Raw genomic sequence first — 14,845 nt, 5'->3', positions numbered from 1 at the left:
GATAGTCAACGACGCTACCGAACTCATCGCAAATTTACATTGAGTGTCACAAATTGGCTCCATGGGATAAACTGTGGCACATTGACGTAATGCAATAATTGCGGATCTTTTCTTTTTCAGCCAACCACTTATTTGGAGGTTTTCTCGGTGTCATCCACATTTTCTGAGATAGATTTTCGCCGTAAAATGACTGCACAACGCCCGTTTGGCAAAGCGGACGCTCGGGTCGAGAATCCAGAAAAATTGCAGCTGGCACTGGAGAGTGACCGCGGCCGTATCATCAACTCGGCCGCCATTCGCCGCCTACAGCAAAAGACTCAGGTATTCCCGCTGGAGCGCAATGCCGCGGTACGAAGCCGCTTGACACATTCGTTGGAAGTACAACAAGTTGGGCGCTTTATCGCACAAAGGATATTTAGGTACCTGGGGCCGGATGCTGAGCTATACGGTCTGCAGGAGTTGGAGCGGCAACTGGAAACCCTGGTGGAAATGAGTTGTCTGATGCATGACGTCGGTAATCCCCCCTTTGGTCACTTCGGTGAGGCCGCTATCAGTCATTGGTTCAGTCAGAATCTTACCTCTCTTGTCCCTTCGGGTTTCGATTCCGAATATCCTGAATTAATTCAAGATTTATCTCACTTTGAAGGTAATGCCCAAGGCATACGCTTGATCCACACCTTGCTAGGGCTCAACCTCACCTACAGTCAATTGGCTGGTATTTTGAAATACACCCGCCCGGGCACGCTCGTGAAAGATAAAGCCAGCCCTGAGCATAGCTATCTGATGAAAAAAGTTGGTTATTATGCCAGTGAATCCATGTTTATTGCCGAACTGACACAAGCCATGGAAATGGCGCCCGGTTGTCGTCACCCAGTGAGTTATATCATGGAGGCTGCCGATGATATTTCATACTGCCTTGCTGACATTGAAGATGCGGTGGAAAAAGGCATCATAGAGTTGGATACCCTAAAACAGAGTTTGATAGCCGAATACCAGCGGCAAATTGCGGTCAAGCAAGACGCTCTCGGGCACCAGGACTTCATGAGCAAATCGATTGAAGCGGCAGACAGCAGCGCCCGCCATCTGGCAATCAACCAACAAAGCCAGTTCTTTACTTTCCTCAGGGTTCGGCTGATCCACCCTTTGGTCAACCATGCTGCCAAGCGCTTTATCGACAATATTGATGCCGTGTACCACGGCAACCTGAACGAGTCGCTGCTCGAGGATGGCGGCTATGAGCACGCCATTACAGAAACCCTCAAGCAAGTCGCTATCAAACAGGTATTTTGTCACCGGGAAGTGGAAAAACTTGAACTGCAGGGATACAGGATAATCACAGGGTTACTGGACAACTATCGCTCCCTGCTGGCATTGAGCGAAGATGAGTTTAGCAAACTGGTACAAGGCCTGCCCAAGACTGCGCTTATCGAAACCCGGCTATTCCATAAGCTGCCGGGTAAACACTTGGCCACCTATAAAAGAGCCATTGAAGCTAATCAGTATCCTGAGTTTTATCACAGGTGCCGTTTGCTGCAGGATTATATCAGCGGGATGACAGATCAATATGCTCTGGATGAGTACAGGCTGCTTATGGTACTTGACTGAGTCTGATCTTGATAATGGCTATTAAAATTTAGTTGCATAAGAACCAGGCCCCAGGGGGCCAACAGCTATTATCAGAAACGTCGGAACAGCAGATCGTTACGCCCGGACGCCTTAACCTGATACATCAAGCGATCGGCATCGGCAAGTACCGAAAGCGGATCACGCTGTCCCGGACCGGCGTATACGGCTCCTATGCTGATACTGAGTGGCAGTTCGCCCACTTTAGTCGGAAATGGGGCTCGGCCCACGGACAACAATAAACTCCTGGCTAGCTTTTGGGTCGCGCTCTCTGCCATTCCCAACTGCAGGATACAGAACTCCTCGCCGCCTACCCGGGCAAATACGGCACCTTCCGGCAAGAGCGTTGCCACCCTCTGTACCAGTTGGCAGATGAGTTCATCCCCCACCAGATGGCCATAACTGTCATTGATCCTTTTGAAATCATCAATATCAAACAACAATAGGGTTAAACTATCGTAACTGCGGCTGTCGCAAGCTTGTTCCAATGCCTCCATAAATGCCCGCCGGTTGGTTATTCCTGTCAGACTATCGGTTGCCGCCAAATGAACCAACTCTGCGTTAACCGCTTCCAGTTCTGCAGTGCGGATAGCCACAGTGCGACGAAGCATAAATACGTAGCTTATGACTGCCAGAAAAAGCAAAGCCAAAACAACATGCAATAGATAGCGAGGATAAACCGTTTCCACATACATCCAACGATTAAGGATCCTTTGGTACTCGGCATCAGGAATGCGCGCTAATCCTTGCCGAATTTCTTCCTGTAAAGTGACATTCCCCTCTTTGACGGCTGAGCGAATTTGAGCACTGTAGAGATGACGAACCGGAACAAAAAGTGTGGGCTCTTGCGAGGTATACAGGTAGAAATTCGCAACCTGCAGATCAGCAACAAAGGCCTTCAAACTCCCCGCTACTGCACTTTTGAGCATCTGCTCGTTACTGGCATAGACAATTAAGCTGGTATTTGGAAACTCTCGACGAACGAAAGCCTCTTCATAGCCGCCGCTGACAACTCCCACTTTACCGCCGCTATCCAGATAACGATCAGGTTCTGTACCAAGCAGTGCCTGGTTGAAGAACAGTTGGCTCTCAATGCCAAGTAGTCCCTGGGCATAATCAAGATAATGCTCTCTTTCCTGAGACCAAAGCAATCCGGCATGAATATCGGCTTGGCCGTTGCGAACCAAATCCAGCGAATGTTGCCAATCGGTCAATATGAAGCGGATTTTGACTCGATTGGCTTTGGCATATTCTCGCCAAATATCCACTAACATGCCGCTGGGTTCACCGGCATCATTCCGGTAAGAAAATGGTTTCCAGGAACCTGAGTTGGTGACAACAAGCTCTCTGATGGGAACTTCACTCTGACCGTTATCCGCTTGCTCTGCAGCCAGGCTTTCGCCAACTACCAATAACAGAGGCAGAAAAATAAGCCTTGTTTGACTTTGACATAGTCGAGACAAAGGAACCGACAACAGCTGAAGCCAAGGAGTAAGTGAGACAATAACAGCAAGTTTCATCAGGCCGGAATATCCTTTCAAGGCTCGACATTGGCGGGTCATACCCAGGTTGTACACCCAAGTTCAAAAACGGCCACCAGGAACACAAAATACTAACATTGAAACAGGCATTCCGGCATCAACTTTCAGCAACGGCGGATCCGTACCACCTTCATGGTTTCCATCTCAAATCCGGCTACTATGGTGGTTTGGGGATAATAATCGACCGATACTCTGGCACCTTTGAGCGAACGATATTTTTTGGGGCGTTTAAAACGAAATGGTGCATCGCAATTTTCCAACATCAGTGTGTGTTGGATCCAGTCGCCTTCATCCCTTTGGGTATGGGAGACAACCGTCTTATCTTCGGTGTGATAAAGTGGTGAGTGTTTCTCTGTCAATACGTCAGCTATTGTCATAATGCATTTACCTCCGATAGGTCGCTTCTGACTATGTATCCAAGGTCCTGACGGGCCCGACCTTGCCCGTCCAGCTCGGGCAGTAGCTTCACCTTTTGCTTCCATTCCTTTTAAAGCAAATGCGAGAGACCTGGCTGTAAAGTCGCTTCCGCTTTTAGTGGCGATAGCTGCAGGGAAAAGTACTCCTGCCGCGGCAAGTTGGCGGTAGCTTTTCAGTCGGGTCTGGGCAAACAGAATCCCCTCGGACATATAGTCTCCGAGGAAAGGTCAATACAAGGTGAGCAAACATTGTAGCAAATTTGCACAGAAAGATCTTGGTGAAAAAAGAGACTGATATTTTGTTAAAACCAAATTTTCAGCTCAAGCTGACCCCTAATGATAGATATCATTCTAAAAGACTAATACCCATGGACTATAGAGCCCAAGTTGGTACTTGGGCTCTATAGCGTCATTCTGTCAGCTCCTTTTCCAACTGTTGGGCCACTGCTTCCGGTGAGCTGGAACGGCGAGCAAACAGTGAATAAGCCACAGGGATCACCAACAGGGTAAACACTGTAGCCAGCAAGATGCCGGAGAGCACCACCACGCCAATAACAAAACGGGTCTCGGCGCCTGCCCCCTCGGCGAGCACCAGAGGCACGGCGCCGGCGGCCGTGGTTATACCTGTCATCAGTATCGGTCTGAGCCTTTGGTTGGCCGCTTGCAATATAGCGGCGTCGAACTCAAGTCCCTTATCCCTGAGCTGGTTGGCAAACTCGACGATAAGAATACCGTTTTTGGCCGCCAGCCCTACCAACATGATGATGCCTATCTGGCTGTAGATATTCAGACTTTGGCCGGTCAGCAGTAAGCCCACCAGAGCGCCCACTGTTGCCAGCGGCACAGTCAACATGATCACCATGGGGTGGATATAGCTCTCAAACTGCGCCGCCAATACCAGGAACACTATTCCCAACGCCAGCAGGAACACGAAGTACATGGAGCTGCCGGACTCCTGATAGTCGAGTGACTGGCCTTTGTAGCTTATCAAGGCTTCTGCCGGTAAATAGGTGTGGGCCAAATCATTGAGATAATCGAGCGCCTCACCCAGGCTGTAACCTTCCGCCAAACTGGCCTCCAGGGTTATCGCCCGCATCCGGTTGTAGCGATGGAGCTGACTGGCGTCGGCAAACTCCTCAATGCTCACCAGGTTCGAGAGCGGGATCAGTTGCTTGCTGCGATCTGAGCGCACATAGATATTCTGCATATCCGAGGCGGTGTTTTGGCTGTCGCGGTTGCCTTCAATAATCACATCATACTCTTCACCATCACGCATAAAGGTGGTCACCAGGCGAGAACCCAACATGGATTCCAGTGTACGCCCGATATGAGCTATGGAGACCCCGAGATCAGCCGCCCTGTCTTTGTCGATGACTACTCTGAGCTGAGGCTTAGTTTCCTTGTAGTCATGATCCAAACCGACCAGGTTGGGGTTTTCCGCCGCTTTTTCCAGCATGATGTCGCGCCATCTGGCGAGTTCCTCATAACTGGGGCCGCCAATGACAAACTGTACAGGTTTACCGACACCGCGGCCAAAGGCCTGGCGCATCACAGGAAACGCCCTGACGCCGGCGAGATCGGCGAGCCTGCCACGGATATCATTGATGATCTCCTTGGCGGGACGGCGCTGGCCCCAATCATTGAGTACTATGATCGCCATACCGTTGGAGAAGTTGGCCGAGCCGCCCCAACCGCGAGGCGCACGGATCAACAAACGTTTGACTTCGCCGCTGTCGACCAGAGGCATCAAACGCTGTTCCACCTCGTTCATATAGGCTTCGATATATTCATAGCTGGCGCCCTCCGGGCCGTTGACCATCAGAAACATAGAGCCCCTGTCTTCCTGAGGCGCAAACTCCTGCGGGATCAGTTTAACCATGTAGGCACTGGCTCCAAGAGCCGCCACCACCAACAGGGAAACCAGCAAGGGGTGCTTCATGGCGCCGGTAAGGCTGCGGCTGTAAAAGCCTGCCAGAGCGTTCATTCCCTTATCGACCTTGCGCATCAGCCAAGTATCCTGGCTCGCGGGCTTAAGCAGTTTGGAACACATCATGGGACTGAGTGTCAGCGCCACTATCGAGGAAAACAACACGGCGGCACTCATGGTGACGGCAAACTCTTTAAACAACTTACCGAGATCGCCATCGAGGAAGGTGATTGGCATAAATACCGCCACCAACACCGCCGTAGTGGCAATAACCGCAAAGGCCACCTCACGGGCGCCGAGGAAAGCGGCTTTCAATGGACTGTCGCCCTCTTCGATGCGGCGGTGAATGTTTTCCAGCATCACGATGGCATCATCCACCACCATACCGATAGCCAGAATCATCGCCAGCAGGGTCAAGAGGTTAATTGTGTATCCCAAGGCGTAGAGCACGATAAAAGTGGCTAGTAGGGATACGGGCACAGTTAGTGCCGGGATCAACATGGCGCGCACGCTGCCAAGGAACAGGTAAATGACGATGATCACCAAAATAATGGCGATAAACAGCGTCTGATACACCTCGTCGATAGAGGCTTCGATAAACACTGAGCTGTCGTAGGAGCGTTTGATCTCCATACCCTGGGGCAGAGTCGGGTTGATCTCATCTACCAGTTTATTCACCGCCCGCGCCACTTCCAAAGTATTGGCGGTAGACTGTTTGGAAACCCCAAGGCCTATCATGGCTTCGCCGTTACCGCGGAACATGATCCGCTCTTCTTCGGAGCCGATTTCGACCTGGGCCACATCTCCGAGTTTAACCAGGTAACCGTCGCCCCCTTGAGTCAGCGCCAGGTTAGCAAAGTCTTCGGCGGTGCGAAAGCTACGCTCAAGCCGCACGGTAAAGTGACGTTCCTTGGATTCGATGGAGCCGGCCGGCAGTTCGACGTTTTCCGATCGCAGCGCCGATTCGACATCGGCCACCGTCAGGTTACGGGCCGCCAGCGCCTGGCGGTCAATCCAGACCCGCATGGCGTAGACCTTGCCGCCACCGACACGCATATTGGCCACCCCGTCGATGACGGAAAATCTGTCGGTAAGATAACGGCGGGCATAGTCAGTGAGTTGTAAAGTGGTCATCTGATCCGACACCAGATTGAGCCACATGATCACTTCATCGCCGCCATTGGCCTTTTGCACTTCAGGCGGATCGGCCTCTTCCGGCAGGTTATCAAGCAAACCTGAAATGCGATCGCGGACATCGTTGGCCGCCGCTTCAATATCCCGGTCAATATCAAATTCCAGCACCACGGAAGAGCGGCCGTCTGTACTGGATGAATTGATATGGCGTATGCCTTCAACGCCGCTGATCCTGTCTTCAATCAGTTGAGTGATCCGGCTTTCCACCACAGAGGCACTGGCACCACGGTAGCTGGTATCTATCGAAACTATCGGCGGGTCAATATCCGGGTATTCGCGCAGCGGCAACTTACCGAAAGACACCAGACCAAAAGCAATCAACAAAAGACTGATGACCGAGGCGAAAACCGGCCGTTTAACGGAAATGTCTGTCAGTATCATGCTGTGGTCTTCGCCTCTTCAGCCGTCAGGAAGCTGAAATGTTCCTTGAACTCCACCTTGACCTTGTCACCGGGACGAACCTTGAGGATCCCGCGAATGATCACCTGTTCACCCAGCTCGACGCCTTCGAGAACTTCTACCCAGCCACGGCTACGCAGCCCAATGGTAACCTGTCGCTGTTCCACCACACCTTCGCTGTTGGCCAGATAAAGATAGTGGCGGTTTTGGATAGGAATAATCGCTGACTCGGGCAGCAGCAAAGCCTCACGGTTTTGCTTGATGAGCTTCACCTTCATCAACATGCCAGGCAGCAGTTGACCATCCGGGTTGGGGATCTCGGCGCGCACCACAACTGCCCTTGTGGTAGGGTTAACCCGGCTGTCGATGGAAACAACCTTGCCTCGAAACAGCTTATCCGGATAGGCAACCGCCCGGGCTTCCACGGTTTTGCCCGGCAACAAGTCTTGAATAAACCGCTCGGGAACCGAGAAGTCCAACTTGATAACCGAGATATCATCCAAGGTGGTGATCACCACTCCCGGGGTCACCAGGCTACCGACCGAGACCTGGCGTAAACCCAGGCGACCGTTGAAGGGGGCGGTAATCTGCCTATCCCGCAGTGCCGCCTGTGCTTGCTCGACTTCGGCCTTCGCACTTTCTATCAGGGTTTGCAATCGGTCGCGTTCGGTTTCAGCAACTGTTTTGCTGGTTACCAGCGAGCTGATACGGTCAAACTCACGGGTATTCTCCCGCACCTTGATCCTGGCCAATTCCACCCTGGCTTGCTGTTCGGCGTCCTGCAGTTTGGCAAGCAGTTGTCCTTGCTTGACTATCTGACCATCATCGAAACGAATCGAGGTCAGCACATCGCTGACCTTGGGGGTGATGGTCACTGATTCATAAGCCTTGGAGGTACCAAGCGCCTCCACTTCATCCCGCACAGCCTGTATAGCGGCCTTATACACCACAACATTGGGTACCGGGCGGGCTTTTTTCTCCATCGGGGCTGGCTGCTGATGCCATTGTTGATAACCAATGGCTGCTGCCGCCAGTAGTACCACTAGGAGTATTATTTTTTTCATTGATTGTCCGAAGGTACAGAATTTTATGGGTAAAACAGTTTACCCTGCGACTTATCGGCTTCAATACGTTTTACTTTTACTTACAAATTACATTTATTTGACACAGATGGAAACATGGTTAAAGAATCTGTATCAACCACTAGCTCGCGGAGATAAAAGCTGCCTAATAACCCAAAAGCCAAAGAGTATTCTATATAAGGCCATTTGCGCAGTGACTGAACTATTTCATCTAGCGTTCTGTATAACTGAATGTGCAGCACAAAAATCATACAAAAACATTACAAGTTAAGTGGCTACAGGAAGGACCAGTTGATACTACCAAAGGGCTCTGGCGCAATTGCTTGGCAACTGAATAAAAAAGGCGCCGAATTCGGCGCCTTTCCAATCAAACCCGCAGTGATAAACCAGAAGCGCTTAACGCACCTTACGATCTTCGCGCATCAAATCCGCCAGGTTCTGATAAACGGCTTCAATGGTTTCATTGGCGAGTGGCTGATCGGCCACATCGTGCAGACGAATTTCAGTCTGCTCTTTGTTGGCGGCGTCTTCTTTCAGCAACAAACGATAACTGCCTTCTTTGAGCGCCAACTTGTTATCGCCCCACAGGGAACTCCAGAAGCCGGAGTTGTCATTCAGATTAACGTAGAACAAGCCTTTACTTGAGTCCATGTCTACCACTTCCAAGCCTAGCTCAGGCAGTACTAGCCGTAGACGATCCCAGGTACGCTTGAACGGCGCATCGGCCACCCAGTAGCTTTCACTGTCACCGCCCTGATGCAGTGACATATCAATGCCGAGACTTTGCTTGATGCGGTTGGCCTTGATCATCTGCTCACGCTTGAGGCTCATATAGGCCACGGCACTGTTGAGCATGTCTATGGTATAACGGCGCTTATCTTCACCGCTGAGCAATACCGGCAGCTCTGAGCCGTCATAATGTTCTTCGTGGTCGATAAGTGTGATCAGCAAATTACCGGTACGGCCATGAGGACGAACTTCGACATCGAAACGGAAACGCTGGCGCAGCTGGTATACTTTATCGCTGCCAAACCAGGAAGAATCGAGTACCTGCTCAGTTTCAATCCAATCTGTTTCGATAGAACCTTTATCATAATCTTCAGAGACTATGCCGTAGCCTTGCTTTTGCAGGTAACCCTTAACTGTGCTGAAGATCTCCTGCTTAAGATCAACGCTGTTGTCGATGGACTCAACCACGACTTTAATATTATCACTGCCCTCTTCCACATGAGTGCCTTCCGCCATAGGCAGTACTTGTAGAGGCGGGCGGATATCGAGTTTTTCACCGACGAACTCAGGATTGCTCTTGGCACCAAGCTGTGGGATCTCAAACTCTTTACTGAATCTTGGAGTGTCCAAACCTTCCGGGATCACCAAAGGTGCTGAAGTGCCGGCATCTACGTATTCGAAGTCGCCGTTGGCCTGGCGACGATCAATCGGCGTACTGCAGGCTGCAACAGCGACAACCATCACTAAGGGGGTAACTTGCTTTAGCATTAAATTATTCAACCTCTATCCCGGCTTTTTGCATTGCGTTAAGCAACAGACCATGAAACTCTTCAGAAAGTTCAGTCAGAGGCAAACGAATTGTGCCTTCGCTGATGAGTCCCATACGGTGAACTGCCCACTTAACCGGTATTGGGTTAGCCTCACAAAAGAGTGCGCTGTACAAGCCGCTCAGGGATTCATCAACGGCTTTTGCCTCTACGGCTCGTCCTTGCAATGCCGCGTCACACATGGCCTTGAAGGCTTTAGGGACGATATTATTGGCAACCGATATCACCCCATTGCCGCCAAGGGTCAAAAATTCACGCGCTGTGGCGTCATCGCCACTGAACAGTAGAAAATCATTACCGCAAAGCTCACGCAGTTGTTTCACCCGGGAGAGGTCGCCTGTGGCTTCCTTAACCCCAATGATATTAGGCACATCACAAAGCTGGGCAACGGTTTCCGGCTTCATGTCAACCGAAGTACGACCGGGAACGTTATACAGAATTTGGGGAACATCCGTGCTGGCTGCAACCGCCTTATAATGGGCAACCAAGCCTTTGGGCGTCGGCTTGTTATAGTAAGGAGTAACCCCCAACATGGCGGCCACGTCGAGTTTCGACAATCCCCGGGTCAGTTCTATGGCTTCGGCGGTGGCATTAGCGCCATTCCCCCCGATAACGGGAATACGACCTGCGGCAAAAGAAAGGGTTTGCGACACCACTTCAAGGTGTTCGTGAATGGGCAGAGTGGCTGATTCGCCTGTGGTACCAACTGCAACTATGGCATCAGTCCCCTGTTCGATATGAAATTCCACCAAACGTTCGAGACTTGCAAAATCCACTGAGCCATCGCCTTGCATGGGCGTAATTAAGGCTACGATGCTTCCGTTTATCATCTTATGTCCCCAAGATTTCAGGATTCGCTATGGTACTGGTGCAGCCAGCCAATGACAAGCACTGTCAGGGCTAACAAATCGAATAAGTTGTGGTAGCATGGTTGACTGCACAAAAAACTCAGCTCAAAGGGGCTGAGTTTTCGCTCTATGATACCGGAAATATGAGGAAAATTCATGACCAACTACCTGGTCGTTACCGCTATGGGGGCCGACCGTCCCGGCCTGGTCAGCAAACTGGCAAGATTGGCCAGTGATTGCGACTGTGACATAGTCGACAGCCGCATGGCGCTGTTCGGCAACGAGTTTACTCTGATTATGATGTTGTCCGGCTCCTGGGCATCCATTACCAAGATAGAAACCAGCCTTCCCAGTCTCAGTGTCGAGCTTGAGCTGATGACAGTGATGAAGCGCACTTCCAAGCACACGCCGCAAAATTATATCTCGCGTATTGAAGTAACTTTCAATGGCCAAGATCAACGCGGCACAATGAAGCGTATATCCCAGTTTCTGGCTGACAGGTCTTTGGATCTCGGTGCGGTGCGCTCCTACTCGGAAGAGCTGCCGGACGGCAACCAGACCCAGCACGTTTTCCTGGCCATCAATATCCCGGAAAAAGTCGAATTGGATAAGCTGGAAACCAGCATCCAAGCCTTGGCCGAAGAGATGTCCCTGACCTGCAACATCAAACGTATGCAAGGAATTGCGGTTCCCAAGGCCGATTGAATCCCACTTGTCCCAGATAAAGATCAAAAGGATTGAACGCATGAACACCTTAAAAGCAGGCGATAAAGCGCCACTCTTCACCCTTAAAAACCAAAACGATGAAAATGTTTCACTGCAAGATTGCCTGAAAAAAGGCCGGGTACTGGTGTACTTCTACCCCAAGGCGATGACACCAGGCTGCACAGTGCAAGCCTGTGGCCTGAGAGACAGCAAGGCGGAACTGGACGAACTTAATGTGACCGTGCTTGGAATAAGCATTGATCCCGTGGCGAGACTGGGTAAGTTTATCGATAAGCATGAGCTTAACTTCACCCTGCTCAGCGATGAAGACCACGCAGTAGCCGATGCCTTCGGTGTCTGGGGCGAGAAAAAGTTTATGGGCAAAGTTTATGATGGTCTTCACCGCCTGAGTTTTCTGATTGACCAAGATGGCACCATCAGCCACAGGTTCGACAAGTTCAAGACCAAAGATCACCATCAGGTGGTGCTGGACTATCTCAAGGGATAAATCCCGCGGCTGGTTTGCTAACTTCTATTGCTGGCATTCATTACAATAGCTAAGCTTCTATAGCCCAAGCCAGAGACACTAAAAAGCCCGCGATGCGGGCTTTGGTTTTTCTGCAAAATAGCTAATTCCCTCAGAAACCCCTTCCCTGAAAATAGGGCCACAGGATAGCCAGAGCGATTGACCACATGGTCAACCAGATAAACCTGTCCAGATAACGCCAGGCCGCGGGACGGCTAAACACGGGAGCCAACAGGCGCGCACCAAAGCTCAAACTAAAGAACCAGATAAAGGAAGCCAGTACGGCCCCGGCACCAAACCAGCCCCTGACCTCGGTATCAAACTTTGTGCTTATGCTGCCCAGTAAAACTACGGTATCCAGATACAGATGTGGGTTCAAAAAGCTGATCGCCAAGGTGGTGATCATCGCCTTGCGAAACGAATCCGCCGCTTCGGTATCCCCTGTCTGCAACCCCTGACTCTTGAACGAGGAACGCAGCGCATTAAAGCCGTACCACAACAAAAAGGCGGCGCCGCCAAAGCTCGCCAGATGTTTAATGGCCGGCACGGCCAAGATCAACTGACCAAGCCCGGCGACCCCTGCAGTAATCATCAGGGCGTCTATCAAAGAACAGGTCAAGGCGATAGGAAACGGATAGGCACGTTTGATGCCCTGCTTCAATACAAAGGCGTTCTGAGCTCCCACGGCAATGATCAAACTGGCACCTATCCCCATGCCCTGAATGAAAGCGGTTTGCATAATCTCTCCAACAGCAGGTCGTCGCAATAATCGGCGACCAATAAAGGTTTTCAATGGCGGCAGTTTACTCCCGGCAAGAAAATTAATATAACTAATGTTTTTTATTGGTCATTAGCAAAACTTATAACCGAGCAAGAATTAACCCAAGGAGTCGTTATGCTGGACTACAGTCATCTCAAGGCACTGTCGGTGGTGGTAGCCGAAGGCGGCTTTGAGCGGGCAGCCAAACGGTTGCATGTGACCCAATCGGCGGTATCACAACGGATAAAGCAGCTGGAAGAAAGAGTGGGACAGGCGCTGCTCATCAGAAGTAACCCTGTAGTGCCGACACCAACAGGCAAGCGGCTTTTACGCCACTATGCTCAGGTCGAATTGTTAGAGACTGAGCTTAGAGCCGAAATGGATGCCGACGATCCGGCCATGCCCACTGTGGTGAGAATCGCGGTGAATGCGGACAGTCTGGCAACCTGGTTTTTGCCGGCTATCAGTTCTATGTTCGCCCGCCGCGGTTGGCTGTTGGAGCTGATAGTGGATGACGAGTCTTACACTCATCACCTGTTGAAAAACGGTGAAGCGGTTGGCTGCGTGACCACTTTGGGACAAGCGATGAACGGCTGCTCCAGCGAGTTTCTCGGGGTAATGGAGTATGCCTGTGTGGCCACGCCTGAGTTTGCCGAACGCTTTTTCGACGGCCTGCCGAATAATGATTCACTGGCCTCGGCACCGGCAGTGGTGTTCTCCACCCGCGACAAGCTGCATGAAAAGTACTTGAAGCGCTACTTCGAGATGCTGCCGGGACAATGGTGGCAACACACAGTGCCGTCATCGGAAGGCTTTCTGGAAGCTATTTTGCAGGGGTTGGGTTATGGACTGGTGGGCCATCTGCAAGCCCGGCCGTTGCTGGCATCCGGGCGCCTGATAGAGCTGACACCCATGATGCGGATGCGGGTACCACTCTATTGGCAGCACTGGAACCTCAAGGCTAAGCAGACCACGTTGGTATTCAGGGCATTGGCGGCGAGTGCCAGAAATCACCTGTTACCGGAATAAATACCGGCTTATAAACAGAAACAGGCATTGCTTAAAACACAGGCGACCATAGGCCGCCTGTGTCGGTTAACTTGAAATTTACCGCCCTATTCGGCTTGCGCCTCTAAGGCTGCGTTTTTGGCCGTATCAGCTTCGGCATTGGGCCAGGCGTTCAGTACAGCCTTGACCAGAGAGGCCAGCGGGATCGCAAAGAAAACCCCCCAAACGCCCCAAAGACCGCCGAAAACCAACACAGCGGCTATGATGATCACCGGGTGCAAGTCCACCGCATCGGAGAAGAGTAAAGGCACCAGCAGGTTGCCATCCAGCGCCTGAATGATGCCGTAACCCAGCATCAAATAACCGAACTCGGGGCTGACACCCCACTGGAAGAAGGCAACCAGGGCAATCGGTAAGGTCACCAAGGTGGCACCAACGTATGGGATCAGCACTGAAAGTCCGGTCAACACCCCAAGCAGCGCTGCATAACGCAGATCCATCAAGGCGAAGAACACGTAGCTCACGACCCCGACTATTACAATTTCAATCACCTTGCCACGAATGTAATTGAAGATCTGCTGATTCATCTCGAACCAAACCTTACGGGCCAGCTCACGATTGCTGGGGAAAAAACGCTTACTGCCGCGGATCAGTTCATCTTTATCCTTGAGGAAGAAGAACACCAGCAAAGGCACCAGGATGGCGTAAACCATCAATACCAGCAAGGATGCCGAATAGCCAAGGAGCTGAGTGGCAATATCCAAGAGATGCTGGGTATCGAGCAATTTTTTGAGTTCGGACACCATGGTATCTAGCTGATCTGTTGAGATAAACTGCGGATATTGTTGCGCCTGCTCCTGCAAAAGGATTATTCCTTTGTCGAGCATATTGGGCAGGTCGCTAAGCAGTGCAGCCCCTTGGCGCCAGATGCTGGGGATCAAGCCGAATGACAACAAGATCATCAAGCCGATAAAGAGGATCAGCACCAAAGAGGCTGCTGCAGTGCGGCTTACCCCTATCCTCGCCATCTGTGCCACCGGCCATTCCAGCAAAAAGGCCAATACCAGAGCGACCAGCAGCGGCATCAACAAACCACCGGCAAAGTAAATGGTCAAGGCGATGCCAAGCAGAATAAACAATAGTGTCAGAGCCTGAGGATCACTGAAGCGGGCCTGGTACCAACGACTCAAATAGCTAAACATCCGGGATTCCTGTGCTGATGATGGCTACGCCATCTTGATTATCGCTTCGTCAAGAAGC

At 51.3% G+C, this 14,845-nt stretch carries 12 protein-coding genes; 4 read left to right on the top strand and 8 right to left on the bottom strand.

The genetic code is table 11. From position 1 onward, the window contains the following. Positions 1-147 precede the first annotated feature (147 nt). Positions 148-1,605, top strand: a complete 1,458-nt coding sequence (gene dgt, locus CX651_RS12590; protein ID WP_268249215.1) for a dGTPase — start codon at positions 148-150, stop codon at positions 1,603-1,605. 71 nt (positions 1,606-1,676) lie between these two features. Here dgt and CX651_RS12585 read toward each other — a convergent pair whose 3' ends face one another. From CX651_RS12585 to dapA, 6 genes are all read right to left on the bottom strand, one after another. Beyond that, positions 1,677-3,035, bottom strand: a complete 1,359-nt coding sequence (locus CX651_RS12585) for a transporter substrate-binding domain-containing diguanylate cyclase (RefSeq protein ID WP_198552054.1) — start codon at positions 3,033-3,035, stop codon at positions 1,677-1,679. 233 nt (positions 3,036-3,268) lie between these two features. After that, positions 3,269-3,541: a hypothetical protein gene (locus CX651_RS12580; protein WP_052247918.1), complete on the bottom strand. Its 273-nt coding sequence runs from the start codon at positions 3,539-3,541 to the stop codon at positions 3,269-3,271. A 448-nt stretch (positions 3,542-3,989) separates the two neighbouring features. Next, positions 3,990-7,082 (bottom strand): efflux RND transporter permease subunit, encoded by a 3,093-nt coding sequence (locus CX651_RS12575; RefSeq protein WP_101056332.1) that lies wholly within the window; start codon positions 7,080-7,082, stop codon positions 3,990-3,992. Then, on the bottom strand, positions 7,079-8,164 hold the full coding sequence (locus CX651_RS12570) for an efflux RND transporter periplasmic adaptor subunit (RefSeq protein WP_101056331.1): 1,086 nt from the start codon (positions 8,162-8,164) through the stop codon (positions 7,079-7,081). The genes CX651_RS12575 and CX651_RS12570 overlap by 4 nt, the downstream gene beginning before the upstream one ends. 414 nt (positions 8,165-8,578) lie before the next feature. Next, on the bottom strand, positions 8,579-9,679 hold the full coding sequence (bamC, locus tag CX651_RS12565) for an outer membrane protein assembly factor BamC (protein ID WP_101056330.1): 1,101 nt from the start codon (positions 9,677-9,679) through the stop codon (positions 8,579-8,581). Positions 9,680-9,683: 4 nt separating this feature from the next. Continuing rightward, positions 9,684-10,568 carry a 4-hydroxy-tetrahydrodipicolinate synthase gene (gene dapA, locus CX651_RS12560; RefSeq protein ID WP_101056329.1) on the bottom strand — a complete coding sequence of 295 codons (885 nt, stop codon included), beginning with the start codon at positions 10,566-10,568 and terminating at the stop codon, positions 9,684-9,686. A 174-nt stretch (positions 10,569-10,742) separates the two neighbouring features. Between dapA and CX651_RS12555 the strand changes: the two genes are divergently transcribed. Both CX651_RS12555 and bcp read left to right on the top strand, forming a co-directional pair. Next, positions 10,743-11,291 carry a glycine cleavage system protein R gene (locus tag CX651_RS12555; protein ID WP_101056328.1) on the top strand — a complete coding sequence of 183 codons (549 nt, stop codon included), beginning with the start codon at positions 10,743-10,745 and terminating at the stop codon, positions 11,289-11,291. Positions 11,292-11,331: 40 nt separating this feature from the next. Further along, on the top strand, positions 11,332-11,799 hold the full coding sequence (gene bcp, locus CX651_RS12550; RefSeq protein ID WP_101056327.1) for a thioredoxin-dependent thiol peroxidase: 468 nt from the start codon (positions 11,332-11,334) through the stop codon (positions 11,797-11,799). Between the two features lie 130 nt (positions 11,800-11,929). On the opposite strand, the gene CX651_RS12545 is transcribed toward bcp, so the two are convergent. Continuing rightward, a complete protein-coding gene (locus CX651_RS12545; RefSeq protein ID WP_101056326.1) occupies positions 11,930-12,556 on the bottom strand; it encodes a LysE/ArgO family amino acid transporter in 627 nt (208 codons plus the stop codon). A gap of 156 nt (positions 12,557-12,712) precedes the next feature. Here CX651_RS12545 and CX651_RS12540 point away from each other — a divergent pair, with 156 nt between their 5' ends. Further along, positions 12,713-13,606: a LysR family transcriptional regulator ArgP gene (locus CX651_RS12540; protein WP_101056325.1), complete on the top strand. Its 894-nt coding sequence runs from the start codon at positions 12,713-12,715 to the stop codon at positions 13,604-13,606. 86 nt (positions 13,607-13,692) lie between these two features. Here CX651_RS12540 and CX651_RS12535 read toward each other — a convergent pair whose 3' ends face one another. After that, entirely contained in the window at positions 13,693-14,787 is a 1,095-nt protein-coding gene (locus CX651_RS12535; RefSeq protein ID WP_101056324.1) for an AI-2E family transporter, read from the bottom strand. Between the last annotated feature and the right edge of the window lie 58 nt (positions 14,788-14,845).

This window comes from Shewanella chilikensis (assembly GCF_002836945.1).
GTDB lineage: Bacteria > Pseudomonadota > Gammaproteobacteria > Enterobacterales > Shewanellaceae > Shewanella > Shewanella chilikensis.
The sequence above is the reverse complement of the archived record's forward strand: the minus strand, read 5'-3'. Positions and strand labels throughout refer to the sequence as shown.